General features: G+C 61.2%; 23 protein-coding genes and 1 pseudogene. 14 read left to right on the top strand and 10 right to left on the bottom strand.

Annotated features, from left to right (window positions below):
- The first annotated feature begins 165 nt into the window (after positions 1-165).
- On the top strand, positions 166-435 hold the full coding sequence (locus tag PF1751_RS12110) for a DUF2790 domain-containing protein (protein WP_010210772.1): 270 nt from the start codon (positions 166-168) through the stop codon (positions 433-435).
- Between the two features lie 107 nt (positions 436-542).
- Here PF1751_RS12110 and PF1751_RS12105 read toward each other — a convergent pair whose 3' ends face one another.
- Both PF1751_RS12105 and ilvA read right to left on the bottom strand, forming a co-directional pair.
- Positions 543-812 (bottom strand): DUF1652 domain-containing protein, encoded by a 270-nt coding sequence (locus tag PF1751_RS12105; RefSeq protein ID WP_044287058.1) that lies wholly within the window; start codon positions 810-812, stop codon positions 543-545.
- 234 nt (positions 813-1,046) lie between these two features.
- On the bottom strand, positions 1,047-2,069 hold the full coding sequence (ilvA, locus tag PF1751_RS12100; protein ID WP_010210775.1) for a threonine ammonia-lyase, biosynthetic: 1,023 nt from the start codon (positions 2,067-2,069) through the stop codon (positions 1,047-1,049).
- 273 nt (positions 2,070-2,342) lie between these two features.
- On the opposite strand from ilvA, the gene PF1751_RS12095 reads away from it, so the two are divergent.
- On the top strand, positions 2,343-2,543 hold the full coding sequence (locus PF1751_RS12095) for a ParD-like family protein (RefSeq protein ID WP_010210776.1): 201 nt from the start codon (positions 2,343-2,345) through the stop codon (positions 2,541-2,543).
- On the top strand, positions 2,543-3,292 hold the full coding sequence (map, locus tag PF1751_RS12090; protein WP_010210778.1) for a type I methionyl aminopeptidase: 750 nt from the start codon (positions 2,543-2,545) through the stop codon (positions 3,290-3,292). The genes PF1751_RS12095 and map overlap by 1 nt, the downstream gene beginning before the upstream one ends.
- A 551-nt stretch (positions 3,293-3,843) precedes the next feature.
- Here map and PF1751_RS12085 read toward each other — a convergent pair.
- The gene (locus PF1751_RS12085) at positions 3,844-4,782 is read right to left on the bottom strand and encodes a magnesium transporter CorA family protein (RefSeq protein ID WP_010210779.1); all 939 of its coding nucleotides are present in this window, start codon (positions 4,780-4,782) and stop codon (positions 3,844-3,846) included.
- Positions 4,783-4,789: 7 nt separating this feature from the next.
- Positions 4,790-6,376: a RimK family protein gene (locus PF1751_RS12080; protein WP_042571568.1), complete on the bottom strand. Its 1,587-nt coding sequence runs from the start codon at positions 6,374-6,376 to the stop codon at positions 4,790-4,792.
- Between the two features lie 94 nt (positions 6,377-6,470).
- On the opposite strand from PF1751_RS12080, the gene PF1751_RS12075 reads away from it, so the two are divergent.
- Positions 6,471-7,571 (top strand): GNAT family N-acetyltransferase/peptidase C39 family protein, encoded by a 1,101-nt coding sequence (locus PF1751_RS12075; protein WP_044287057.1) that lies wholly within the window; start codon positions 6,471-6,473, stop codon positions 7,569-7,571.
- On the opposite strand, the gene sfnG is transcribed toward PF1751_RS12075, so the two are convergent.
- Complete coding sequence (gene sfnG / locus PF1751_RS12070; RefSeq protein WP_021491776.1) at positions 7,555-8,640, bottom strand: dimethylsulfone monooxygenase SfnG; 1,086 nt, start codon at positions 8,638-8,640, stop codon at positions 7,555-7,557. The two genes, PF1751_RS12075 and sfnG, sit on opposite strands and share 17 nt — an antisense overlap.
- Positions 8,641-8,893: 253 nt before the next feature.
- Between sfnG and PF1751_RS12065 the strand changes: the two genes are divergently transcribed.
- Positions 8,894-10,132: an acyl-CoA dehydrogenase family protein gene (locus PF1751_RS12065; RefSeq protein WP_044287056.1), complete on the top strand. Its 1,239-nt coding sequence runs from the start codon at positions 8,894-8,896 to the stop codon at positions 10,130-10,132.
- Between the two features lie 189 nt (positions 10,133-10,321).
- On the opposite strand, the gene PF1751_RS12060 is transcribed toward PF1751_RS12065, so the two are convergent.
- Together PF1751_RS12060 and PF1751_RS12055 are read right to left on the bottom strand one after the other, a co-directional pair.
- The gene (locus PF1751_RS12060; protein ID WP_010210788.1) at positions 10,322-11,107 is read right to left on the bottom strand and encodes a sulfite exporter TauE/SafE family protein; all 786 of its coding nucleotides are present in this window, start codon (positions 11,105-11,107) and stop codon (positions 10,322-10,324) included.
- 91 nt (positions 11,108-11,198) lie between these two features.
- Positions 11,199-11,969 (bottom strand): class I SAM-dependent methyltransferase, encoded by a 771-nt coding sequence (locus PF1751_RS12055; protein WP_044287055.1) that lies wholly within the window; start codon positions 11,967-11,969, stop codon positions 11,199-11,201.
- A gap of 138 nt (positions 11,970-12,107) precedes the next feature.
- On the opposite strand from PF1751_RS12055, the gene PF1751_RS12050 reads away from it, so the two are divergent.
- Positions 12,108-12,629, top strand: coding sequence for a DUF3455 domain-containing protein (locus PF1751_RS12050; protein WP_010210793.1), 522 nt, complete (start codon positions 12,108-12,110; stop codon positions 12,627-12,629).
- 40 nt (positions 12,630-12,669) lie between these two features.
- Here PF1751_RS12050 and PF1751_RS29860 read toward each other — a convergent pair.
- Positions 12,670-12,756 (bottom strand): annotated as a pseudogene (locus PF1751_RS29860) (outer membrane lipoprotein carrier protein LolA); the annotation flags it as partial.
- A gap of 43 nt (positions 12,757-12,799) precedes the next feature.
- Here PF1751_RS29860 and PF1751_RS12045 point away from each other — a divergent pair.
- Both PF1751_RS12045 and PF1751_RS12040 read left to right on the top strand, forming a co-directional pair.
- Complete coding sequence (locus PF1751_RS12045) at positions 12,800-13,315, top strand: sigma-70 family RNA polymerase sigma factor (RefSeq protein WP_010210797.1); 516 nt, start codon at positions 12,800-12,802, stop codon at positions 13,313-13,315.
- Positions 13,312-13,980 (top strand): anti-sigma factor, encoded by a 669-nt coding sequence (locus PF1751_RS12040; protein ID WP_044287054.1) that lies wholly within the window; start codon positions 13,312-13,314, stop codon positions 13,978-13,980. The genes PF1751_RS12045 and PF1751_RS12040 overlap by 4 nt, the downstream gene beginning before the upstream one ends.
- Here PF1751_RS12040 and PF1751_RS12035 read toward each other — a convergent pair whose 3' ends face one another.
- Together PF1751_RS12035 and PF1751_RS12030 are read right to left on the bottom strand one after the other, a co-directional pair.
- Positions 13,981-15,282, bottom strand: coding sequence for an ATP-binding protein (locus PF1751_RS12035; RefSeq protein ID WP_010210799.1), 1,302 nt, complete (start codon positions 15,280-15,282; stop codon positions 13,981-13,983).
- Positions 15,283-15,285: 3 nt separating this feature from the next.
- Positions 15,286-15,987: a response regulator gene (locus PF1751_RS12030; RefSeq protein WP_010210801.1), complete on the bottom strand. Its 702-nt coding sequence runs from the start codon at positions 15,985-15,987 to the stop codon at positions 15,286-15,288.
- A gap of 287 nt (positions 15,988-16,274) precedes the next feature.
- Between PF1751_RS12030 and PF1751_RS12025 the strand changes: the two genes are divergently transcribed.
- The 6 genes from PF1751_RS12025 (at position 16,275) to PF1751_RS12000 (ending at position 24,456) form a co-directional block, all read left to right on the top strand.
- Positions 16,275-17,417: an efflux RND transporter periplasmic adaptor subunit gene (locus tag PF1751_RS12025; RefSeq protein ID WP_021491781.1), complete on the top strand. Its 1,143-nt coding sequence runs from the start codon at positions 16,275-16,277 to the stop codon at positions 17,415-17,417.
- Between the two features lie 6 nt (positions 17,418-17,423).
- Positions 17,424-20,516 carry an efflux RND transporter permease subunit gene (locus PF1751_RS12020; protein WP_021491782.1) on the top strand — a complete coding sequence of 1,031 codons (3,093 nt, stop codon included), beginning with the start codon at positions 17,424-17,426 and terminating at the stop codon, positions 20,514-20,516.
- 151 nt (positions 20,517-20,667) lie between these two features.
- Positions 20,668-21,309, top strand: a complete 642-nt coding sequence (locus PF1751_RS12015) for a DUF1345 domain-containing protein (protein ID WP_010210806.1) — start codon at positions 20,668-20,670, stop codon at positions 21,307-21,309.
- A 272-nt stretch (positions 21,310-21,581) separates the two neighbouring features.
- The gene (locus PF1751_RS12010) at positions 21,582-22,613 is read left to right on the top strand and encodes a LacI family DNA-binding transcriptional regulator (protein ID WP_085989256.1); all 1,032 of its coding nucleotides are present in this window, start codon (positions 21,582-21,584) and stop codon (positions 22,611-22,613) included.
- Between the two features lie 126 nt (positions 22,614-22,739).
- The gene (locus PF1751_RS12005) at positions 22,740-23,522 is read left to right on the top strand and encodes a sugar phosphate isomerase/epimerase family protein (RefSeq protein ID WP_042571572.1); all 783 of its coding nucleotides are present in this window, start codon (positions 22,740-22,742) and stop codon (positions 23,520-23,522) included.
- Positions 23,515-24,456, top strand: a complete 942-nt coding sequence (locus PF1751_RS12000; RefSeq protein WP_042571573.1) for a sugar kinase — start codon at positions 23,515-23,517, stop codon at positions 24,454-24,456. The genes PF1751_RS12005 and PF1751_RS12000 overlap by 8 nt, the downstream gene beginning before the upstream one ends.
- Positions 24,457-24,476: the final 20 nt, after the last annotated feature.

Below are 24,476 nucleotides of genomic sequence, written 5' to 3'. Positions count from 1 at the left end.
GACTACAACACCCACCTGGACAGCAACGCGATGGAGGGGGTCAGCGGCACCGCCGGCGTGCGCATGAGCTGGTGAAGATGAAGGTTTTGTCAGCCAGGCAAACATTAATCGATGGTTAATCCCGCAAGTCGAGAGTGACGCTGTACCCACTTGCGGAGAACCACCATGAAACTGCGCACATTGATGCTCGGTGCCACCTTTTCACTGGCGGCTGTGTCAGGCCTGGCCCAGGCCGACGATCAAACAGCCGCCGTGAAACCCGTGCCTTACCACTATGGCCTGCCGATGAACATCGACAAGGTCCTGGCCATGAACGAAGCCCAGACCGACGAATGCAAAGTCATCAAGGCCGATATCAAGTTTCTGGACAAGGCAGGCAAGGTGGAAGACGTGAGCTATCGGAAGATGTCCGATGCCTGCGATTTCCAGAATTGAAGCGAACCACCGTAGGACCGAGCTTGCTCACGAAGCACTTAAAACGCCACTGAGTAGTAGGCTACCCGCGTTATCGTTGCCGATTTTCGCGAGCAAGCTCGCCCCGGCTAATAGTAGACGCGCCCTCCCACTCGTTGCAGTGTAGGTGCGTGGGTGTGCTTGAGGTCTTCGCGCAACCCGGTGATCAGGTTGCAAATGGCTCGACTGCTGTCGAGTTTGTCTGCATCGATTCCTTTGACTTCCAAATCCACCCGGTCGCGGTCACGGTCATCGTAGACCTTGATCGTCAGCGAGGCATCTTCGGCTTTGGTGCATTCGCACCGTCTGGGCAGGAAACTTCCTTCAATAATGCTGCGAAGTTCTAATTCCGAAAGCATGGTCAACCTCTCCTTTTCTGAGACTGCCAACAGATTGTTATGAATCTGGCGGACGCTCGCCCGCCGCGTCTTGCCGGCCCTGGAAGACGCTTGTAACACCCAAGCGTACTCGGCTAAGTCAGCGCTCGTTGTAACTTTTCCTCATAAGCACTGTGCCTGGTTATAGAGGTTGAACAGCGTCAATGGGATCGTCGTCGAACGGCTACGATTAAACGTTTAACCCTGGACTTAAGGTCAAACGACACTTTGCGCAGCGACCCTTTCGGCAACATGTCGCAAACTATCGAAGTTGATGTTCGCTCCGGAATTGATCGCCACCAGCGTCTGCCCGCGCAGGTTGTGAGTGGCGACGTATTGGCGAATGCCCGCCACCGCCAACGCCCCGGAAGGCTCGGTGATAGAGCGCGTGTCGTCGTAGATCAACTTGATTGCGCTGCACAACGCGTCATTGCTGACGGTGATGACTTCATCCACCCAGTCCCGGCAGATCTCGAACCCGTGGGCGCCGACCTGGGCCACCGCCGTACCGTCGGCAAACCCGTCAACGCTGGGCAGCACCACGCGCTCACCGGCACGCAACGCCGCCAACAGGCAACTGGAGCCCTCGGGTTCGACGCCGATGATGCGCACGTCCGGGCGCAGGTATTTGACGTAGGCGGCGACGCCGGCGATCAGGCCACCACCGCCCACCGGCACGAAGATCGCGTCCAGCGGCCCCTGCTGTTGGCGCAGGATCTCCATAGCCACGGTGCCTTGGCCGGCGATCACGTCTGGGTCGTCGAAGGGCGACACGAAGGTGCACCCGGACGACTCGGCCAACTGCAGCGCATAGGCCAGGGCAAAAGGAAAACTCGCGCCGTGCAGCACGGCTTGCGCACCGCGTGAACGTACGCCCAACACCTTGAGTTCCGGGGTACTGGCGGGCATCACGATACGCGCCTTGATCCCCAACTCCCGCGCTGCCAGGGCCACACCCTGGGCATGGTTACCCGCCGACGCGGTGACCACGCCACGGGCCCTTTGCTCAGGCGTGAGCTGCACCAGCTTGTTATAGGCGCCGCGGATCTTGAATGAAAAGGTGGGCTGCAAGTCTTCGCGCTTGAGCAACACCTGGTTGCCCAGCAATGCCGACAAGGCCGGGGCCGCTTGCAAGGGCGTACGCACCGCCAGGTCGTACACCGGGGCAGCAAGAATCTTCTTCACGTAATGCTCAAGCAGTCCCGGGTCGGCGGTGTGAGGCGCGGTGCAGCTACTCATGGATGTCTCCTGGCTTTTTGTCAAAGACCCTGGAGACGGAAAAACAAAACCCGCCTCTAGGGCGGGTCTGGGTACAGCCGTGCGCTATCCCGCCAAATGAGGAATGGCGGTAATAATGCTTGGCTGGCTGCGGAAGGCTTGAAAAGTCATGTGACGAAACTAACCGGCGGCCCGCGATCAAGTCAATGGCCAAGCGCCATTTAGCGGCTGGGGGTTTACGTTCTATATACGAAACGTATACGCTTTGTATATTCCCACTGCACAGTGATGACCATGGGCATCGTCAAGATCACCGACCACCTGCACGAACAATTACGCCTGGCCAGCGCAGCGATGGACCGCTCCATCAACGCCCAGGCCGAGTTCTGGATCAAGATCGGCCTGCTCGCCGAACTCAACCCTCACCTGCCCTACAACGAGCTGATCAACAAACTGCTGCTGGACAAACCTGACCTGATCCGAGGGCGCAGTTGATGATCAAGACTGCCGCACAATTGGCCGTGATGCGTGAAGCCGGGCGCCTGCTGGCCCAGGTCTTCACCATGCTCGACGGTTTTGTCGCCGCCGGCCGCTCTACCCTGGAACTGGATGCCGCCGTCGAAGCCTTTATCCGCAACGACCTCAAGGCGCGCCCTGCCAGCCTGGGCCAGTACGACTACCCCTTCTCCATCAACACCTCGATCAACGAGGTGGTGTGCCATGGCATGCCCAGCGCCAAGGCAATCCTCAAGGACGGCGACATCATCAACATCGACATCACCCTGGAAAAAGGTGGCTTCATTGCCGACTCCAGCAAGATGTACATGATCGGCAGCGTTACGCCCAAGGCCCAGCGCCTGGTCGAGAAGACCTTCGAAGCGATGTGGGCCGGTATCCGCCAGGTCAAGCCCGGCGCCCGCCTGGGTGATATCGGCCATGCCATCCAGAGCCATGCGCAGGCCAACGGCTACAGCGTGGTGCGCGAGTATTGCGGCCACGGCATCGGCCGGCAGATGCATGAAGAACCACAGGTCCTGCACTTTGGCCGCCCCGGCACCGGACTTGAACTGCGTGAAGGCATGGTGTTTACCGTGGAGCCGATGCTCAACCAGGGCAGCTCGAAAGTGCGCAGCCTCAAGGATGGCTGGACGGTGGTCACCAAGGACAACAGCCTGTCGGCGCAGTGGGAGCACACGGTGGCAGTGACCGCGGATGGCTTTGAAGTCCTGACCCTGCAGACTTAGACGGTTGCCCATACGGCGGCTCACTTTCGAACAGCCGGAATGCCGGCCCAGTCAAAAAGTAAGAAAAATGCTCTCGCCGCAACCCTCGGCACTTCGCTAGAGCTGACCCGTTTCTTACTCTCGATTTCAGTCAAATGTGAGAGCTGGCTTGCCTGCGATGGCCTCAACTGAATGTGCCTGATGTACCGAGGTGTCTGCATCGCTGGCAAGCCAGCTCCCACAGAAAAGCAGGTAGGTGACTGATCTCTCAGCCAAGCGCGGCGGCCTTAGAGCTGACCCGTTTCCTACTCTCTATCTCGGTCGAATGTGGGAGTTGGCTTGCCTGCGATGGCCTCAACTGAATGTGCCTGATGTAACGAGGCGTCTGCATCGCTGGCAAGCCAGCTCCCACAGAAAAGCAGGTAGGTGACTGATCTCTCAGCCAAGCGCGGCGGCCTTAGAACTGACCCGTTTCCTACTCTCTATCTCGGTCGAATGTGGGAGCTGGCTTGCCTGCGATAGCCTCAACTGGATATGCCTGATGTACAGAGGTGTTTGCATCGCTGGCATGTTCACACGACATTGGCGCCCCCCGCTATCCGCTTCAGCCCCACCACCATCAAGCCCGCCCCAAGCCCCATCGCCAGCAGGAACAACGGGTACGACACCCACCAGGGCGTGCCCGCGGTCATCATGCTGAACTCCGACATGCCGCCAATGCTCGCAATCAGGTTGAGCGGCAGGAACACCACGTTGATCAGGGTGAGCTTGCGCAACAGGTTGTTCATGCTGTTGTTCATCAGGTTGCCGCGCGCATCGATCAGCCCGGAAAACACGTTGGAATAAATCTCCGCCTGTTTGTAGCACTGATGGTTCTCAATGATCAGGTCATCGATCAGCGCCAGGATTTCCGCGTCGAAGTGCTCCTTCTCGGCATGGTTGCGCAGCCGCGACAACACCGCGCCGTTGCTGTGCAGCGCGTTGATGTAATAGATCAGGCTTTCGCTGAGGCTGAACATCTGCATCAGATGATGGTTGCTCATGGACGCGTTGAACTGCTGCTGCAATTCCCGGGCGACCAGCTTGATCACCTTGAGATGGCCCAGATAGTGGTGGATGTTGTTGAGCAAAAGGTCCAGCAACACATCCAGCGGTGTGTGCAGTGGGCGGCGCTTGCCGAGACCGGTCAGCGGGGTTTCGTCGGTGGCAATCACCAGCAGGCGGCTGGGCGAAAACAGCAGGCCGCAGGACGACACCTCGAACACCAGGTTGCCGCCGCCGGAGTAGTTTTCCGGGCGCTTCCAGATCAGGAACAGATTGTCCGGATGAAACTCGATGCGTGAGACTTCGTCGGGGTCCAGCGCCGAAGCCAGGGCGTGCTCGTCGAGCTTATGGTGGTCGCGCAGCCACTCGCGCTCGGCCAGGTCAGGGTTGTTGAACAACAGGATCGGGGCATCGTCACTTTCCCCACCGTACAGCTTGCCGTCGGCCAGTTGAAAACGCTGAATCATCGCCGGGTCACCAAACCTGGCCCTGACGTTTCAACTCCAGGCGTCGCACGAACTCCTCCAACACCAGCCCATACAGGTCGTCCTGCAAGTAGGCATCCTCAATGCCCGCGTCCAGGTTGGGGTTGTCGTTGACTTCGATCACCACCACTTTGTCGCCGGACTGCTTGAGGTCGACACCGTAGAGGCCATCGCCGATCAGGTTGGCGGTCTTCACCGCCAGTTCCACCACCGCCTTGGGCGCTTCGTGGACCGCCAGCGTACGGCACTCACCGTTGATGTCCTGGCCGATGGCCTTGTGGTTGTAGATCTGCCAATGGCCCTTGGACATAAAGTACTGGCAGGCAAAAATCGGCTTGCGATTGAGTACGCCGATGCGCCAGTCGTACTCGGTGTAGAAGAATTCCTGGGCCAGTAACAGCACCGAATGCTCGAACAACTCGGCGGTGGCCTTGAGCAAGGCGTCCTGGCTTTCTACCTTGATCACGCCTCGCGAGAAGCAGCCGTCGGGGATCTTCAACACCAGCGGGAACCCCAGGCGCTCGCCGACCCGTTCGAAGTCTTCCGGTCGCTCCTTGTACAGGATCTCGGTGGCGGGCATGCCCAGTTGGTGGCTGTTGAGCAAGTCGGTAAGGTAGACCTTGTTGGTGCAGCGCAATATCGACGCCGGGTCGTCCATCACCACCAGGCCTTCGCTTTCGGCTTTCTTGGCGAAGCGATAGGTGTGGTTGTCGACGCTGGTGGTTTCGCGGATCAGCAAGGCATCGTATTCAGCCAGGCGCGAGTAGTCCTTGCGCTCGATCAACTCGACATCGATGCCCAGGCCCTTGCCCACGCGGATGAAATTATCCAGCGCCTTGGCATTCGACGGCGGCAATTGCTCCTGGGGATCGTGCAGGATCGCCAGGTCATAACGCGCCAGTCTCCGTGAGCGCGGCTGGCGCCAGATCTTGCGGCTGAAGTTGTCCAGGGCGTGGGCAAATTGATCTTCCTGATCATCGCGCAACTTGTGCAACACGCCGGACTTGACCCCTTCTATGTGCCAACCGTTATTCTTTTTGAAATCAACTAGCAGAATCGGGCAAGGGAAGGCTTCAAACAATTGACGGGCCAAATCCTGCAACGGCTCTATATTGGTTCGACCAAAATAAAGTGTCAGGGTAAAGCCTTCGGTATTGCTATAAAGGTGATGATTCAGGGCTTTATCAAGGGTCTTGTCCAGGTCGTCCAGGGCCAGGCCGTACAGCGACTTCCTGGTCAGTTCACTGATGGTGCGCACCGAGGGAATTACCTTGTGCCCACGGGCTTCGGCGAGCAGCGAGCAGTAATAACCGTGCCCCAGGTACTTGTAGCCGCGGCACAGGTTGATCACCTGCACACGCTTGCCGGTCTCGCTTTCCCGGGTCTGCTCCAGGTATTCCTGCGCGGTGACGATGTCTTCGCTGGGGAAGTAGGAGGCCCAATCTTCCTTGCGCTCGACAATGATCACTACTTGACGGGTTCCTTTGAGGGGGACGGGAAAATAACCTGTATTAGTTATTGTCGCCGCGACTGTTTGCTCGGATACTTCACGCCAATGACCTTGTACCGCCGACATAATATTTGATCCGCTTTAGAGAACTCGACCTTTTCTATTAAGCACGATCTTTTAGAGAAGTCCCGTTTCGTTACGCAACTTTTACGGCGGTCATATGGCTCTTTGCTTTCGCGTTGCAACCCCCTGCGATGTGCCTGAACTGGTGGCACTGGAACAGCACTGTTTCACCACCGACCGGCTGTCATCGCGCAGTTTCCAGTGGATGGTCAGCCGCGCCCATGGCCAGTTGCTGGTGGCGGACAATGACGGGCAACTGCTCGGCTATGGGCTGGTGTTGTTCCACCGCGGTACCTCGTTGGCGCGCCTGTATTCCATCGCCATTGCCGAGCACGCGCGCGGCCTGGGGCTGGGTAAACAGTTGCTCGCCCGTATCGAAACCATCGCGGTGGAACACGACTGCGCCTACCTGCGCCTGGAGGTGCGCACCGACAACCCCGGCGCCCTCGCCCTGTATGAACGCAATGGCTACCGGCGTTTCGCCCTGATCAACGATTACTACGAAGACCACACCGCTGCCCTGCGCCTGGAGAAACGCATCGTCCAGCATCAGGATGCGCGCCCGCAAAGCGTGCCGTATTACCAGCAGACCACTGACTTCACCTGTGGCGCTGCCTGCCTGCTGATGGCTATGGGCGCGCTGGTGCCGAAACGCGTGGCACAACGCCGCGAAGAGCTGCAGATCTGGCGCGAAGCGACCACCGTGTTCATGACCGCCGGCCACGGCGGATGCAGCCCCCAAGGGTTGGCCCTGGCCGCCTGGCGCCGGGGCTTTGCGGTGCGCATGCAGGTGAATGTGCGCGGGCCGCTGTTTTTGGATGGCGTGCGTGATGCGCATAAAAAGGACGTCATGCGCCTGGTGCATGAGGCTTTCGAAGAGGAATTAGCGAGTAGTGACGTCGAGCAAGTGTTCGGCGGCGCGCTGGACTTGCCCCAGGTATTACGCGACGGCGGCCAGCCGCTGGTGCTGATCAGCAGCTACCGCCTCACCCGATCCAAGTCACCGCACTGGGTAATAGTCACCGACTGCGACGATGACTTCGTCTACCTTCACGACCCGGACGTTGACCACAGCCAGCACCGTCAGCCCCTGGACTGCCAGCACTTGCCGGTCAGCCATGGGGAGTTCGAACGCATGTGCCGGTTCGGCAATAACAAATTGCGCGCGGCGGTGGTGGTCTTCACGCCACGTTCTTGATCGCAGCCTTGGCCTCCAGCTCACGCACCAGCGGCAACACGCGCTTGCCGAAGTACTCGACTTCTTCCTGGAAGTGCAGGAAACCGGCGAGCACCAGGTCCACCCCCACCGCCTTGAGCGCGATGATGCGCTCGGCGACCTGCTGCGGCGTGCCGATCAGGTTGGTCTTGAAGCCATCGTTGTACTGCACCAGGTCTTCGAAGCTGGACTTAGCCCAGTTGCCCTCACCTTCCGGTGAAGCCTTGCCGGCCTGCTTGGCTGCATCACCAAAGGCATTCACGGCCTCCGGATCGGCCTTGTCGATGATCTCCGCCAACACGGCACGGGCTTCTTCCTCGGTGTCGCGGGCAATCACGAACGCGTTGACGCCGACCTTGACCGAATGGTTATTCGCCGCCGCCTTGGCTCGAATGTCGTCGACTTGAGCCTTGATGCCTTCTGGGGTGTTGCCGTTGGTGAAGTACCAGTCCGACACCCGTGCGGCCATGTCCCGCGCCGCCCGCGAGCTGCCGCCCTGGAACACTTCCGGCTGGCCCAGTGGCTTGGGCTTGAGGGTGTACTCGTTGAAACGGTAGAAGTCGCCCTTGAAGGTGAAGTCGTCCTGGGTCCAGATGCCTTTGAGGGCACGGATGAACTCTTCGGAACGACGATAGCGCTCGTCGTGCTCCAGCCAATGTTCGCCGATGGCCTGGAACTCGCCCTTGAACCAGCCGCTGACGATATTCACCGCGATACGGCCGTTGGTGAGCTGGTCGATGGTCGCCAGTTGCTTGGCCGCCAGCGCCGGTTGCCACGGACCGGGCAGGATGGCGGCGATCACCTTGAGCGTGGTGGTCGCGGCCAGCAGCGCATGGCTGAACGCTACGGACTCATGCTGGTTTTCGGCGCCGTAGCCGGCGGTGAAACGGATCTGGGTGAGGCCGTACTCGAAACCGGCGGCTTCGGCGAGCTGCGCCAGTTTGCGGTTGTAATCAATGCCCCAGTGGGTGCGTTGCTCGATCTTGCTGACCACCAGCCCACCGCTGACGTTGGGCACCCAATAGGCAAATTTCACGGCTTGCTGACTCATCGAACGTACCTCGCACAAAGGGATGTACCCAGGGCTTGAGCAGCAAGCGTGCCAGGCCGGTGAAACGCCCATGCCAGGGGCTCTGGGCGGACTTCGAGGTGTCGGCGACGATGTCGCAGAGTGTGCTGGTTTGTCGATCAGCTGTTGCCAGGGCAACAGTTGCCGAAGGGTCTACCCTTGCAAATACGGGCGCTGGCACCCGGCACGGACTGTGCAATCCCCCTGTACCGATCACTGCCCAGGAACCTTGCCCATGACCGAACAACACGTCATCAACCCGCTGTCTACCGGCGTCGACTACCCGACCCTGGCGGCACGCTTCCGCCCGATTTTTCAGCGCATCGCCGAGGGCGCCCTAGAGCGCGAACAGCGCCGCACCCTGCCCCACGAGCCGATCCAGTGGCTGAAAGCCGCCGGCTTTGGCGCGGTGCGCGTGCCGGTGGAGTACGGCGGTGGGGGCGCTTCCCTGCCGCAGTTGTTCGAACTGCTGATCGAACTGGCCGAAGCCGACTCCAACGTGCCCCAGGCCCTGCGCGGGCACTTTGCCTTTGCCGAAGACCGCCTGAATGCACCGCCCAGTGCCGGTCGCGACCTGTGGTTCAAGCGCTTCGTAGAGGGCGATATCGTCGGCTGCGCCTGGACCGAAATCGGTAACGTGGCCATTGGCGATGTGGTCACCCAGGTCAGCCCCGACGGTGACCATTGGAAGCTCAATGGAGAAAAGTTCTACAGCACCGGCAGCATCTTCGCCGACTGGATCGACGTGTATGCCCAACGCAGCGACACCGGCGCCGATGTGATTGCCGCCACCCGCGCCCGCCAGCCTGGGGTGGTGCACAGTGATGATTGGGACGGCTTTGGCCAGCGCACCACGGGCAGCGGCACGTCGCGCTTTACCGACGCGGTGGTGGAGGCGGACAACGTTATCGACTTTGCTACGCGGTTCAGATACCAGACGGCGTTCTATCAGTTGGTGCTGCTCGCCAGCCTGGCGGGTATTGGCCGCGCGGCGCTGCGCGACGTGGCGCACCAGGTGCGCAGCCGTAAGCGCATCTACAGCCATGGCAATGCGGCCCATGTCAGCCAGGACGCGCAGGTTCAACAGGTAGTGGGCGAAGTAGCGGCGCTGGTTTATGCCGCCGAGGCAAGCGCGTTGAAAGCCACGCTGCCGGCGCAACGGGCGTACCTGGCGCGGTTTGGGGGGGATGATATTGTTGAGCGTGAAGCCAATGTAGCGGCCGAGATTGAGTCGGCCACGGCGCAGGTGGTGGTGTCGGGGTTGATTCAGCGTGCCACCAGTGAGTTGTTCAATGCTCTGGGGGCGTCGGATGTGCGTCAGGGTAAGGCGCTGGACCGGCATTGGCGGAATGCGCGGACGGTGTCGTCGCATAATCCGGTGATCTATAAGGCGCGGATTGTGGGGGATTGGGTGGTTAATGGGGTTGAGCCGCCGTTTGTCTGGCAGATTGGGAATGGGCCGGGCCGGGGCTGAGTCACTCGGCACATCGCTTAAGCTCGGTGTGCCCGTAATCCAACATTGATTTGGAGGGCTTGCCAGCAATGCAGGCAACTCGGTATATCAGTTACACCGAGGTGATGCCATCGCAGGCAAGCCAGCTCCCACATGTTGACCGAGTTCGGCGTTGAATACCGGACGGCTTTAAGGCCGTCCCAGCCAACATCAGAACGCGAGCTTGTAACCAATCGCCATCAACATAACCGCCAAACAAGGCCGCAACACCCCATCCGGAAGCTTGCCCGTCATATGGCTGCCGACATAGATTCCCGGCAACGACCCCATCAACAAAAACCCCAACAAATGCCAGTCCATATTCCCCATGCTGGCATGCCCCAACCCCGCCACCAGGGTCAGCGGCACAGCATGCGCGATTTCAGTCCCCACCAATCGCCGCGTAGCCAGGAACGGATACAGAATAAACAACGCCACCGTTCCCAGCGCACCAGCACCGATGGACGTCAGCGCCACCATGGTTCCGAGGACCGCGCCAGTCACCACTGTCAGCGCATTCAGGTTCCGCGGGCTCATGTGATAGCTATCACCCGCATGCCGCTGGGCAAACGCCAACAGACTTTTCTTGAACAGAATCGCCAAGGCCGTCAGCAGCAACACCACACCGAGCGCCTGCTTGATCACCGCATTCATCACACTGGGGTCGGTATGCAGACTGGCCAGGAACCACAGCGTCAACAACACCGCCGGCACGCTACCCAGGGTCAGCCAGCCGGTGATGGCCCAATCGATATTCTTGTTCTTGCTGTGCACCAACACCCCACCCGACTTGGTGATGGCGGCATACAGCAGGTCAGTGCCCACGGCGGTGGCCGGGTTGATGCCGAACCACAGCAGGATCGGGGTCATCAACGAGCCCCCACCCACACCGGTCATGCCCACGATAAAACCAACGATCAGGCCAGCAATTACAAAACCAAAATTACCCACATCCATCACAGCTACCTGCGGCCTTATAAATTTCTGGCCGCAGGATAGCGATTTTTCTTATAACGACTTATATCAATGTGATCTGACTTTATGCCTTTTAGCTCAGACGGTGACAGACATAAGCCTGGGTCTGATACGGAAAGGCCACCGTGTCGCGCCCCTTCAACGCCGGATGCGTATCAATCAAGGCCTGCAATTGCGCAGTCACTACCGCCTTGGGTGCATCCGGCAGCGCGGCAATAAAGCTCACGGAAAGGAAGCGGTCCATGATCACTTCCTGAGGGCTGCCGACATGACTGTAGGGAAAACAGGTTACTTCGGGGTCGGAAAAATACTCGCCGGTGAAGGCCTCACGCCAACGCCCCGTATGAAAGCGCGGCGTATCACCCTCGTACGGGGTGATAATCTCGGTGATGGCGGCGACCCAATCCACCGACTCATCGCGGACATTCCACACCAGGCCAAGCCGACCGTCAGGTTTGAGTACGCGATGGATTTCTGCGAGCGCGGCTTCAGTGGAAAACCAGTGGAACGCCTGGGCACACACCACTGCGTCGGTGCTGGCAGAAGGCAGTGGGATGGACTCAGCAGTGCCATTGACCAGGCGCACATCCGGCAACAGTTTGGTCAACTGCGCGCCCATGGCCGCGACCGGCTCGACGGCGGTCAATGTCGGTGCCAGGGTGCTGAGCAGGCGGGTGAATTTGCCAGTGCCGGCGCCCAGGTCGATCACGCTCGATTGTGCATCGATGCGCAGAGTGTCGGCGAGCCAGCCCGTGAGTTGCCTGGGGTAGTCCGGCCGGCCTTGGGCGTAGGTGACGGCCTGGGTAGAGAAACCTTGTTGAGCAGACGTGTGTACACCAGTCATTGCCAATCTCTCCTCGGGTGAAGCGGGGGCACAGTGTGCGCCCTCTCACCTTTATTTTCTAATCGCTGCATCCAATCGTACGCGCCATGGGTAGTCCTTTCAGAAACCCCGCTGTTTTACTGAAATGGAGAAGTACCCATGAACGCTAAAGCACTGTTCTGCCTGACTACACTGCTGGCCGCCGCGCCGGCCGCATTCGCCCAGACTGGCTTGCCTGACAGCATCAAGGTGCCGGACGGCCACAAGGTGGCGCTGGAAACCACCGGCGTCGGCGAAATCACCTACGAGTGCCGCGACAAGGCCAACGCTGCCGGCCAGACCGAGTGGACGTTTGTCGGGCCAAAAGCGGTGTTGAATGACCGCAGCGGCAAGCAAGTCGGCACCTACTTTGGCCCACCGGCCACCTGGCAGGCCAAGGACGGTTCGACAATCACCGGCACCCAATTGGCCGTGGCGCCATCGGGCGCGGGCAACTTGCCGTATCAATTGGTCAAGGCCAACCCCGCTGAAGGCAAAGGCGTGATGAGCGGCGTGAGTTACATCCAGCGCGTGGCCCTCAAGGGCGGCGTGGCACCGAACACAGAGTGCACGGCAGCCAACAAAGGCAAGCAGGAAGTGGTGAAATACCAGGCCGATTACATCTTCTGGGCGGCCAACTGAGCAAACTGAGCTACGCTGCCCCGAAACTGCCTACATACCTTGTAGGAGCGAGCTTGCTCGCGAAGAACCTGAGAGCGCCACGGACAGCCTGAATGCCCACGTTTTCGTTAACGTTTTTCGCGAGCAATCTCGCTCCTACAGGGGTTCAGCAATTGAGGGGACGGTGATACGTGTTTGATTACGAAGCCTGTCTGCAGGCCTGCGCCCGTGGCGATCAACGCGCCTTGCGCCAACTCTACGAGCAGGAAAGCAGCCATCTGCTCGGCGTAGCGATGCGCATCGCCAGGAACAGATCCTTGGCCGAAGATATCGTGCACGATGCGTTTATCAAGATCTGGCGCGGTGCCGGCAGTTTTGACCCCAGTCGCGGCTCGGCGCGTGGCTGGGTGTTCAGTGTGACCCGGCACCTGGCGCTCAACTTCGTACGAAACCAATACCGCGAAGTCCCGTTGAGCGATGAACACGAACAGGTCGCTGCAACCGACACGTTTGAATTCACTGCACGCTCAGGGCAAGTGCACACCTGCCTTGAGCAACTCGACCCGGTCCGTCGCACGTGCATCCTGCATGCCTATGTCGACGGTTATTCCCACAGCGAAATCGCCCAGAAACTCGACACCCCGCTGGGGACCGTCAAGGCCTGGATCAAACGTAGCCTCGCCGCGCTGCGGGAGTGCATGGCATGAGCAACCCACTGGACGAACTGGCCAGCGAATACGTGCTGGGCACCCTACCCGGCGAACAGCGCGCTGAAGTCGAACAACGCCTCAAACACGATGCCGAACTACGCGCTGCCGTGGACGCCTGGGAGCAACGCCTGTTGCCGCTGACGGCCTTGGCGGAGCCCGTGCCGCCCTCCTCTGAGCTGTGGCGGCGTATCGAACGCAATATTGCCAGTGCCGGTACACGCTGGTGGGACCTGCTGGCAGTGTGGCGCGGCCTGGCCGGTGCTGGGCTGTTGACCACGCTGGTGCTGGCCGGGTTGCTGCTGACCCGCCCGCCCACTGCTGCCCCAAGCTTCGTGGTGGTGCTGGTGGCGCCGCAAAGCCAGGCGCCGGGCTGGGTGATCCAGGCCAGCAATGATCAGCAGATTCAGTTGATCCCGTTGGGCGTCATGGAAGTGCCGGCCGACAAGGCTCTGCAGTTCTGGACCAAGGGCGACGGCTGGCAGGGACCGGTATCCCTGGGCCTGGTCACGCCGGGGCAGACGCTGTCGGTGCCATTGGACAAGCTGCCACCGCTGACTCAGAACCAATTGTTCGAACTGACCCTGGAAGACCCGCGCGGTTCGCCGACCGGCAAACCCACTGGGCCGATCCAGGCGATCGGCCGCGCGGTCAAAGTGCTCTGATCAGGCGACGGTGGGCAACCACACGCGAAACCGCGCACCGCCCAGCGGTGAAGCCAATGCCGTCAAGGTGCCGCCCTGGGCTTCCAGGGCGCGCCGGCTGATGGCCAGGCCCAGGCCAAACCCGCCGGTAGCGCGGTCGCGGCTGCGGTCGAGCCGGTAGAACGGCTCGAAGATGCGCTCGCGCTGGTCCACGGGGATGCCGATACCGTCGTCGTCCACCCAGATTTCACAGCCCTTGGCACACACCTTCACCCCAACCTGGATGCGCTTGTCGCAGTAACGCGTGGCATTGCGCAGCAGGTTCTGCAAGGCACGAGCAGTGAGGCGCGGATCGAGGCTGAAGCGCTCTACGGCGCAGTCGAGCGCGACGTCGATGACGATCTCGGGGTTTTCCAGTTCGTCATCGACGCTGCCCAGCACGCTGTCGATGAACTCATCGAGCACCACCTCGACCCGCTCCGGCAGCTGCGCCGGGTTTTGCAGGCGGCTGTAGGACAACAACTCCAGTACCAACTCATCCAGTTCGCGGATATGCGCCACCAGGCTTTGCAGGCGTTCGCGGCTGGCCTCGGGCAAGTCCTCGGAAAGCGCCAGGGCGAGGCCGAAATCCAGGCGCGTGAGCGGCGTGCGCAGCTCATGGGAGACCGCGTTGAGCAGGTCGCGCTGCTGGTTGAGCAGGTGCTCGATGTCGTCGGCCATGGTGTCGAACACCGAGGCCAGGCTGCCGATGCTGGAACTGGCCGGAATACCCGTGCGCTCGGCCAGGTTGCCTTGGCCCAATTGCGCGGCGGTGCTTTTCAGGCGTTCCAGATCGCGCCAGTGCGGGCGCAACCACACCAGCAGGCAGGCCAGCAGTGCAGCGACGATCAGCACGTTGATCGCCCAGTACAGCACATTCATGTCCATCGGATCGGGCGGTACAGTCAGCTTGACCACGAACTGCTCATTGATCGGCGAGCTGATTTCCTCCATCCAACCCCATTCCCCCAGCCGGACCACCGACTTGCCGCGTTCCAGCAGCGTCTCTTCGGCCGGGGTGTAGCTGGCGTCCTGGCGCAGCAACAACTGCACTTTCAGCGGCGCGAAATCACGACCGAGTTGCTCGGTGACCTGGGACCAGCGCTCCACCGGCGCCCGCAGGTATTGCTTGACGATCAGCTTCTGCTGGCCGCGGGTCTGCTCGATGTTGTAGTTCATGTAGCGGTGTTCGAACAGCTGGATCACCAGCGACGGGATCAAGTAGATCGCCAGGCTGTAGGTGACGATGGTGATCAGGTAGAGGCGCAGCAATACACGGAACATGGCTCAGCATTCCCACTCGGAACGGCTGAACAGGTAGCCCTTGCCCCACACCGTCTTGATTTTGCGCGCCTCACCGGCGTTGTCGTCGAACTTGCGGCGCAGCTTGGAGATGGCCACGTCCACCGAACGGTCAGTGCCATTGAATTCGATGCCCCGCAGGCGTTGCAGGATCTGGTCGCGGCTCAGCACTTCGCCTGCATGCCGCGCCAGCACCACCAGCAGGTTGTACTCGCCGCTGGACAGCTCCACCGGCTGCTCACGCCAGGTCACCGTGCGCTCCGACAGGTCGATGCACAGGTTGCCCATGATGATCTGATCGTTGGCCACCTGGGGCTCGGACAAACTGCTGCGCCGTAATAACGTGCGCACCCGCGCCAGCAATACCCGTGGCTCGCAAGGCTTGGTCACGTAGTCGTCGGCGCCCATTTCCAGGCCCAACACCTGGTCGTGGCTGTCGTCGCGGGCGGTGAGCATCAAGATCGGCAGGCCCGCCGAGTCAGCGCGCAACAGGCGGCAGACTTGCAGGCCGTCGAGGCCGGGCAGCATCAGGTCGAGGATCACCAGGTCCGGCGGGTTGAGGCGCGCGCGTTCGCGGACGTGGTCGCCACGGCTGAGCACGCTGACGTGGTAGCCATTGCGTTCCAGATAGCTGGCAATCAGCTCGGAGAGTGCGGCGTCGTCTTCCACCAGGAGGATGTTGGGCATGGTGTTTCCAAATAATGCGGTTCGTCGGCTGTGCACAGACCCTTGTGGGAGCGGGCTTGCTCGCGAAAGCAGTGGTTCAGTGAGCAGATTTTTTGGCTGATATACCGCTTTCACGGGCAAGCCCGCCCCCCACATTGATCGTTGCTGTTTGCAGGATTGTGCAAGGATATACGCCCTCTGCCGACTATGGGTCGCACCTTACATTTCTTCACAGACGAGCTACACAGCTTCACAGCACCAAGGCGCAGGTGACTTTAGGATGCGCCAGTCAATATTGGGATAAAAGCATGTCGAAGAATCTGTTTGCGCCATTTTGCCTGCTGGCCCTCACCCTGGCCCTGAGCGCATGTGGCGACTCCGCCGCCGAGGCGCCGGAAATGCCCCTGGCCAAAGTGCGCGTCGAAACCCTTGAAGCCAAGCCCCTGGCCATCACCAGCGAACTCAGCGGGCGCATTGCCGCGCCGCGTATCGCCGAAGTGCGCGCACGGGTCGCAGGCGTGGTGATGCAACGGGTGTTCAAGGAAGGCCATGATGTCAAACAGGGCGACGTGCTGTTTCGCATTGACCCCGCACCGTTCAAGGCCGACCTCGACAGCGCCCAGGCCAACCTGAGCAAGGCCGAGGCCGATGCCTTCAAGGCGCGCCTGCAGGAACAGCGCTACAGCCAGTTGGTGGAAGGCAATGCCATCAGCGGCCAGGACTACGACAACGCCCGCGCCGCCGTGCGCCAGACCAACGCCGAGGTCGCCGCCAACAAAGCCGCCGTCGAACGCGCGCGCTTGAACCTGGGCTACGCCACCGTGACCGCCCCGATTTCCGGGCGCATTGGCCGGGCGCTGGTCACCGAAGGCGCGCTGGTCGGCCAGAACGAGGCCACACCGCTGGCGCTCATCCAGCAACTGGATCCGATCCACGCCGACCTCACCCAGTCCACCCGCGAACTGAACGACCTGCGCCGCGCCTTCCGCGCCGGCAGCTTGAAGCAGGTCGGCCAGGACCAGGCCAAGGCTACGCTGATCGAGGACGACGGCAGCCTCTACCCATTGCCGGGCAAGTTGCTGTTTGCCGAGATCAGTGTCGACCCTGGCACCGGGCAAATCATCCTGCGCAGCGAGTTCCCCAACCCCGACCTCGACCTGCTGCCCGGCAGCTTTGTGCGGGTGCGCCTGGAACAAGCGGTCGACAAACAAGGCATCAGCGTGCCGCAACGCGCCATCACCCGTGACAGCGCCGGTATCCCGATGGTGTTGCTGCTGGACGCCGAGCAGACCGTGAGCCAACAGCCGGTCGAGCTGGGGGCGGTGATCAACGATCGCTGGATCGTCAGCAGCGGCCTCAAGCCCGGTGACCGCATCATCGTCGAAGGCCTGCAACACGCGCGCCCCGGTGAAAAAGTTGAAGTGGACGACAGCCCGCTCGTAAAGGAATAACCCGTCATGCCGCAGTTCTTTATTGACCGCCCGATCTTCGCCTGGGTGGTCGCCCTGTTTATCCTGCTGGCCGGTTTGCTGGCGATCCCGCAACTGCCGGTGGCGCAGTACCCCAACGTCGCGCCGCCGAAAGTGGAGATCTACGCGGTATACCCCGGTGCATCGGCGCAGACCCTGGATGAAAGCGTGGTGAGCCTGATCGAGCAGGAGCTCAACGGCGCCGATCACCTGCTGTATTTCGAGTCCCAGAGCAGCCTCGGTTCGGCCACCATCACCGCCACCTTCCAACCGGGCACCAACCCGGAAATGGCTCAGGTGGACGTGCAGAACCGCCTCAAGGCGGTCGAGCCGCGCCTGCCGCAGGCGGTGACCCAGCAAGGCTTGCAGGTGGAGAAAGTCTCCGCCGGCTTCCTGCTGCTGGTGACGCTCACCTCCAACGACGGCAAGCTCGATGACGTGGCGCTGAGTGACTACCTGGCGCGCAACGTGATGAACGAACTCAAGCGCCTCGACGGTGTGGGCAAGGCCCAGCTGTATGGTGCCGAGCGCGCCATGCGCGTCTGGATCGACCCGCAGAAATTGATCGGCTTCAACCTGACGCCGGCCGACGTGAACGCTGCGATCAGCGCGCAGAACGCCCAGGTCTCGGCCGGCAGCATCGGGGATTTGCCCGGCACCAACACCCAGGAAATCACCGCTGCAATCCTGGTCAAGGGCCAGCTTTCGACGCCCGCCGAGTTTGCCGATATCGTGCTAAAAGCCAACCCGGACGGTTCGACCGTGCGCATCGGCGATGTGGCGCGGGTTGAAGTGGGCAGCCAGGAATACCAGTTCTCCACACGCCTGAACGGCAAGCCGTCCACCGCCGTCAGCGTACAGCTGTCGCCGGGCGCCAACGCCCTGAACACCGCGACGTTGGTGCGGGCGAAAATGGACGAGCTGTCGCGCTACTTCCCGGCCAATGTGGAGTACAAGATCCCGTACGACACCTCGCCATTCGTCAAGGTCTCGATCACCAAGGTGGTCTATACCCTGCTCGAAGCGATGGCGCTGGTGTTTGCGGTGATGTTCCTGTTCCTGCAGAACGTGCGCTATACCTTGATCCCGACGCTGGTGGTGCCGATAGCCCTGATGGGCACCTTTGCCACCATGCTGTTGCTGGGCTTCTCGATCAACGTACTGACCATGTTCGGCATGGTATTGGCCATCGGTATCCTGGTGGACGACGCCATTGTGGTGGTGGAGAACGTCGAGCGCATCATGGCCACCGAGGGCCTGTCGCCCAAGGAAGCGACGAAAAAGGCCATGGGCCAGATCACCGGGGCCATCATCGGCATCACCCTGGTGCTGGTGGCGGTGTTTCTGCCGATGGCGTTCATGGCCGGTTCGGTGGGGGTTATCTACCAGCAGTTCTCGTTGTCGATGGCCACCTCGATCCTGTTCTCGGCGTTCCTCGCCCTGACCTTGACCCCGGCGCTGTGCGCCACCTTGCTCAAGCCGATCGCCAAGGGCGAGCACCATGCCAAGGGCGGTTTCTTCGGCTGGTTCAACACGCGCTTTGAACAGCTCACCGACCGCTATGAAGGCTGGGTAGCCTATGCCCTCAAGCGTAGCGGCCGTTACCTGCTGATCTACCTGGTGCTGCTGGTAGGCCTGGGCTGGATGTTCAGCCGCCTGCCCTCCTCCTTCCTGCCGGTGGAAGACCAGGGTTACACCATCACCGACATCCAGCTACCGCCGGGCGCGAGCAAGAACCGCACGGTGCAGGTGGCCGAGCAGATCGAAGCGCACAACGCCGAGGAACCTGGGGTGGGCGACACCACCATGATCATGGGCTTCAGCTTCTCCGGTTCGGGGCAGAACGCGGCGCTGGCGTTTACCACGCTCAAGGATTGGTCTGAGCGCAGCAGCGATGATTCGGCTTCGTCGATTGCCGACCGCGCCAACATGGCCTTCAGCGAGCTCAAGGATGCGATTGCCTACGCGGTCCTGCCGCCGCCGGTGGACGGCCTGGGCACGTCCAGTGGTTTCGAGTTCCGCCTGCAGGACCGGGGGGGCGTCGGCCATGCCGCGTTGATGGCGGCGCGTACCGAATTGCTGGCTGCCGCTGAGAAAAGCCCGATCCTGGCCAACGTCCGCGAAAGCGCCCTGGCCGAAGCCCCGCAAGTGCAGTTGGAGGTGGACCGCAAGCAGGCCAACGCGCTGGGCGTGTCCTTCGCCGACGTGGGCAATGTGCTGTCCTCGGCCATCGGCTCGGCCTACATCAACGACTTTCCCAACCAGGGCCGCATGCAGCGGGTGGTGGTACAGGCCGAAGGCGACCAGCGCAGCCAGGTGGCGGATTTGATGAAAATCAACGTGCGCAACAACGCTGGCAAGATGGTGCCGCTGTCGGCCTTTGTCGAAGCCAAATGGACCCAGGGCCCGACGCAGCTGACCCGCTACAACGGCTACCCGGCCATCGCGATTTCCGGCGAAGCGGCACCGGGCCACAGTACCGGTGAAGCGATGGACGAGATCCAGCGCCTGGTCAGCCAGTTGCCGGCAGGCCTGGGCCAGGAATGGACCGGTTTGTCGTTGCAGGAACGTCTGTCCGGCGCTCAAGCGCCCTTGCTGTTGGGCTTGTCGCTGTTGATCGTGTTCCTGTGCCTGGCGGCGCTGTATGAAAGCTGGTCGATCCCCACCTCGGTATTGCTGGTGGTGCCGCTCGGTGTTCTCGGCGCCGTTATCGCGGTGGGCTTGCGCGGCATGCCCAACGATGTGTTTTTCAAGGTTGGCCTGATCACCATCATCGGCCTGTCGGCGAAGAACGCGATCCTGATCATCGAGTTCGCCAAGGACCTGTATGACCAGGGTGAAGACCTGGTCACCGCTACCTTGAAAGCTGCGCGCTTGCGCCTGCGGCCGATCATCATGACGTCCCTGGCGTTCATCCTCGGCGTGGTGCCGCTGGCGATTGCAACCGGCGCCAGCTCGGCCAGTCAACAAGCGATTGGTACGGGGGTGATTGGCGGGATGATTACGGCGACGCTGGCAGTGGTGTTTGTGCCAGTGTTCTTTGTGGTGGTGATGAAGTTGGTGAAGAAAAAAAGCCGCTAGCACAATTTTCCCTTTCCCCTGTGGGAGCTGGCTTGCCTGCGATGGCATCAACTCGGTATGCCTGATGTACCGAGGTGGCTGCATCGCAGGCAAGCCAGCTCCCACAAGGATCGGGTACAGTCTGCTCACATACCGTGATTTGTGAGCCCTCATGCCCTTCCTCGCCCGCACCCACCCTCGCCTCTCCGCCGCCGCCGTGTTCGGGATTGCCGTGGGCATCCTGGTGCCGGCCGACACGCTGGTCAGCAAAGTCCTCATCGGCTGGAACGCCGGCGTCTGGACCTACCTGGTGCTGATGCTGTGGCTGACCCGCCGCGCCAAGGCCGAGGACGTAAAGCGCATCGCCGAGATCGAAGATGAAAATGCCGGCCTGGTGCTGTTCACGGTATGCATCGCCGCCATTGCCAGCCTGGCGACCATCACGTTCGAGCTGGTGGGCAGCAAGGATCTGGCCAATGCCGAGCGCCTGCTGCACTACGGGTTCACCGGGTTGACGGTGATCGGATCGTGGTTGCTGATCGGGGTGATTTTCAGCGTGCACTACGCCCGCCTTTACTACACCTGGGACGGCAAGGAACCGGCGTTGCGCTTTGCCGAGGGCCTGACTACGCCCAATTACTGGGACTTCCTGTACTTTTCCTTCACCATCGGTGTAGCGGTGCAGACCTCCGATGTGGGCGTCGCCACCCGGGCCATGCGCAAAGTGGTGCTGGGCCAATCGTTGATCGGTTTTTTGTTCAACACGGCGATCCTGGGGTTTTCGATCAATATTGCCGCCGGACTGTTCGGCTGACACGGCACACACCTGCTAGACGCCCCACACACGCTGGGCGCTAATCGCTTCACTTAGTCCGTCTCGGTGCCTTATGGGCACGCACAACTGAATCGACTTATCCGAGGAAGCCAACACCGGCCCTGTTGCTGCTGATAGCGACCTGGCTGCATGTGGCAGTTTGACGCACCGGTCATCTGACTTTGTCCTACAACAGCTTGACGACTTTCCTCATTTGATGGTTTCCTGAAACCGGTTTCAGTCATTCCAATAAAAACAGAAGGTCGATGACCGTGAACAATTTCTCTGCCGCCCAGCGCAGCCGTGTGACCATGCTTGATGTGGCCGAGCGCGCCGGTGTGTCCAAGGCCAGCGTGTCACGCTTTATCGGCGACGACCGCGCCCTGCTCTCCGATGCCATTGCACTGCGCATCGAGCAAGCCATCGAACACCTCGGCTACCGCCCCAACCAGATGGCCCGTGGTCTCAAACGTGGCCGCACCCGCCTGATCGGCATGCTGGTGGCCGATATCCGCAACCCCTATTCCATTGCCGTGATGCACGGTGTCGAAACCGCTTGCCGCCAGCACGGTTATAGCCTGGTGGTGTGCAACACCGACCGCGATGACGCACAAGAGCGCCAGCACCTGGCGGCCCTGCGTTCTTACAACATCGAAGGGCTGATCGTGAACACCCTCGGCCATCACCTCGACCAGTTGCTGGAACTGCAACGGGAAATGCCCCTGGTGCTGGTGGACCGTAAGGTCGAGCCGCTGCACAGCGACCTGGTTGGTCTGGACAACCCGGCGGCAGTGCGTATGGCGGTAGAACACCTGGAGCAGCAGGGTTATCGCGATGTGCTGATGGTGAGCGAACCCACCGATGGCACCAGTTCACGCTTGGAACGCCTGGAGAGTTTCAAGGCTGAGATTGCCAGCCGCCCGGCATTGACCGGCGCCGTGCTAGAACTGGATGACGCGCTGCAACAACACCTGCAGACCTTTCTCGCAAAACCTGGCCCCAAGGCGCTGTTCTGTGCCAACGGCGTCGCAGCACTGGCCTGCACCCGCGCCCTGAAGAACCTGGGTTGCAACCTGTTCGACGACATCGGCCTGATCGCCCTGGATGACCTCGACTGGTATCCGCTGGTAGGCACCGGTATTACCGCCCTCGCCCAGCCGACCGAAGCGATTGGTGCCAGCGCCTTCGACTGTTTGCTCAAACGTCTGCGCGGTGACACAACGCCGACCCGCACCCTGGACTTCATGCCCCAACTGATCATCCGAGGCTCCACAACCCCTTGCAGGAGCGAGCTTGCTCGCTAAAAACACCAACGATAGCGCAGCGATCCTGGTTTAACGCGGCGCTCTCAGGTTTTTCGCGAGCAAGCTCGCGCCTACGGAAAGTATTTTTTTCAGAAAAAATGAAACCGGTTTCAGAGGTAACCAACAATGCATAAATACCCCGTTTCAATCAGCCTCTCCAGCTACGGCGCCGACCTCGTCCGCCAGCAGGGCCAGTTGAGTTTTGTCGAGCTGCTGAGGGCCGCCGGCGCCCAACGTATCGAATGGCGTGAAGAATTGCTGACCGTCGAGCAACCCAAAGCCTTGGCCCAGGCCACTGCCGAGCATGGCCTGGAATCGGTGTTTTCATCGCCGCTGGAACTGTGGGTCGCCGGCCGCGCCCAACCGAATGCAGAACTCGCGGCCACCCTCGATCGAGCGCAGGCGTTCGGCTCACGCTGGCTGAAAGTCTCCCTTGGCTACTTCACCGACACCAACGACCTGGAAAGCCTGCACGCCCTGCTCAACCGCCACCCGGTTCAACTGCTGGTAGAGAACGACCAGACCTTGCACGGCGGCCGCATCGAACCCATGCAGCGCTTTTTCACCGAGGTGGAACGCCTGGGCCTGCCGGTGAAGATGACCTTCGATATCGGCAACTGGCAGTGGCAAGACCAATCCGCCCTCACCGCTGCACGCCTGCTGGGCCGGCATGTGGATTACCTGCACTGCAAGGCCGTGGCCCGCCGCGCCGACGGCAAGCTGGTGGCCATGCCGCCTGGCGCCACCGACCTGCATCTGTGGGAACAACTGCTCAAGCACATGACTCCAGGTATTAGCCGGGCCGTGGAATTCCCGCTGCAAGGCGATGACCTGGTCGCGGTCACCGCGCGGCAGGTCGCCACCCTCACCCTGCTGGGCCAACCTCGTGCGGAGCGTGCTTATGTCTGAGATCGATATCCTGTCGTTTGGTGAAACCATGGCGATGTTTGTCGCCGAGCAAACCGGCGATCTGGCCCACGTGGCTCAATTTCATAAACGGATCGCGGGTGCCGACAGCAACGTCGCCATCGGCCTGTCACGCCTGGGTTTCAAGGTGGCCTGGCTGAGCCGGGTCGGTAACGATTCGCTCGGGCGCTTTGTGGTCGACACCTTGACCCAGGAAGGCCTGGATTGCCGCCACGTGGCGGTCGATCCGGCACACCCCACCGGTTTTCAACTCAAATCCCGTGAAGAAACCGGCGATGATCCTCAGGTGGAGTACTTCCGCAAGGGCTCGGCGGCCAGCCATTTGTCGATCGCAGCCATCAGTCCTGCCTTGCTGCAAGCCCGCCATCTGCATGCCACCGGCATTCCGCCCGCACTGTCTGAGGCGACACGTGAGTTGTCCGTGGAGCTGATGACGCAGATGCGCAAAGCCGGACGCAGCGTGTCGTTCGACCCCAACCTGCGCCCGTCCTTGTGGGCCAACCAACAGACGATGATCCGTGAAATCAACGCCCTCGCCGGCCTGGCCGATTGGGTCTTGCCGGGCCTGGGCGAAGGCCGCCTGCTCACCGGTTTCGATGACCCGGCCGACATCGCCGCGTTCTACCTCGACCAAGGCGCCGAAGCCGTGGCCATCAAGCTTGGCCCGGACGGTGCCTACTACCGCACTCATTTGGACCAGGGCTTTGTCGCCGCCGTGCGCGTGGACAAGGTCGTGGACACGGTCGGCGCCGGCGACGGTTTTGCCGTGGGCATGATCAGCGCCCTGCTGGAAAACCTCAGCTTCCCCGAGGCGGTACAGCGCGGCAACTGGATCGGCAGCCGCGCCGTGCAAAGCCGTGGCGATATGGAAGGCCTGCCAGCCCGTTCAGAGTTACCGATTCGATCCGTTGCCTAACCCACTACCTGTTGCCACAA

This window comes from Pseudomonas simiae, from assembly GCF_000934565.1.
In the GTDB taxonomy this organism is placed as follows: Bacteria; Pseudomonadota; Gammaproteobacteria; order Pseudomonadales; family Pseudomonadaceae; genus Aquipseudomonas; species Aquipseudomonas simiae.
This window is presented reverse-complemented; position numbering and strand designations above follow the sequence as displayed.

Coding starts and splice junctions, on each gene's coding strand:
- PF1751_RS12035 (WP_010210799.1), bottom strand. CDS start 15,282: ATGTTCCGTGTATTGCTGCGCCTCTACCTGATCACCATCGTCACCTAC.
- PF1751_RS12030 (WP_010210801.1), bottom strand. CDS start 15,987: ATGCCCAACATCCTCCTGGTGGAAGACGACGCCGCACTCTCCGAGCTG.
- PF1751_RS12065 (WP_044287056.1), top strand. CDS start 8,894: ATGACCGAACAACACGTCATCAACCCGCTGTCTACCGGCGTCGACTAC.
- map (WP_010210778.1), top strand. CDS start 2,543: ATGATCAAGACTGCCGCACAATTGGCCGTGATGCGTGAAGCCGGGCGC.
- PF1751_RS12025 (WP_021491781.1), top strand. CDS start 16,275: ATGTCGAAGAATCTGTTTGCGCCATTTTGCCTGCTGGCCCTCACCCTG.
- sfnG (WP_021491776.1), bottom strand. CDS start 8,640: ATGAGTCAGCAAGCCGTGAAATTTGCCTATTGGGTGCCCAACGTCAGC.
- PF1751_RS12060 (WP_010210788.1), bottom strand. CDS start 11,107: ATGGATGTGGGTAATTTTGGTTTTGTAATTGCTGGCCTGATCGTTGGT.
- PF1751_RS12050 (WP_010210793.1), top strand. CDS start 12,108: ATGAACGCTAAAGCACTGTTCTGCCTGACTACACTGCTGGCCGCCGCG.
- PF1751_RS12110 (WP_010210772.1), top strand. CDS start 166: ATGAAACTGCGCACATTGATGCTCGGTGCCACCTTTTCACTGGCGGCT.
- PF1751_RS12105 (WP_044287058.1), bottom strand. CDS start 812: ATGCTTTCGGAATTAGAACTTCGCAGCATTATTGAAGGAAGTTTCCTG.
- PF1751_RS12020 (WP_021491782.1), top strand. CDS start 17,424: ATGCCGCAGTTCTTTATTGACCGCCCGATCTTCGCCTGGGTGGTCGCC.
- ilvA (WP_010210775.1), bottom strand. CDS start 2,069: ATGAGTAGCTGCACCGCGCCTCACACCGCCGACCCGGGACTGCTTGAG.
- PF1751_RS12000 (WP_042571573.1), top strand. CDS start 23,515: ATGTCTGAGATCGATATCCTGTCGTTTGGTGAAACCATGGCGATGTTT.
- PF1751_RS12080 (WP_042571568.1), bottom strand. CDS start 6,376: ATGTCGGCGGTACAAGGTCATTGGCGTGAAGTATCCGAGCAAACAGTC.
- PF1751_RS12085 (WP_010210779.1), bottom strand. CDS start 4,782: ATGATTCAGCGTTTTCAACTGGCCGACGGCAAGCTGTACGGTGGGGAA.
- PF1751_RS12075 (WP_044287057.1), top strand. CDS start 6,471: ATGGCTCTTTGCTTTCGCGTTGCAACCCCCTGCGATGTGCCTGAACTG.
- PF1751_RS12015 (WP_010210806.1), top strand. CDS start 20,668: ATGCCCTTCCTCGCCCGCACCCACCCTCGCCTCTCCGCCGCCGCCGTG.
- PF1751_RS12055 (WP_044287055.1), bottom strand. CDS start 11,969: ATGACTGGTGTACACACGTCTGCTCAACAAGGTTTCTCTACCCAGGCC.
- PF1751_RS12095 (WP_010210776.1), top strand. CDS start 2,343: ATGGGCATCGTCAAGATCACCGACCACCTGCACGAACAATTACGCCTG.
- PF1751_RS12040 (WP_044287054.1), top strand. CDS start 13,312: ATGAGCAACCCACTGGACGAACTGGCCAGCGAATACGTGCTGGGCACC.
- PF1751_RS12005 (WP_042571572.1), top strand. CDS start 22,740: ATGCATAAATACCCCGTTTCAATCAGCCTCTCCAGCTACGGCGCCGAC.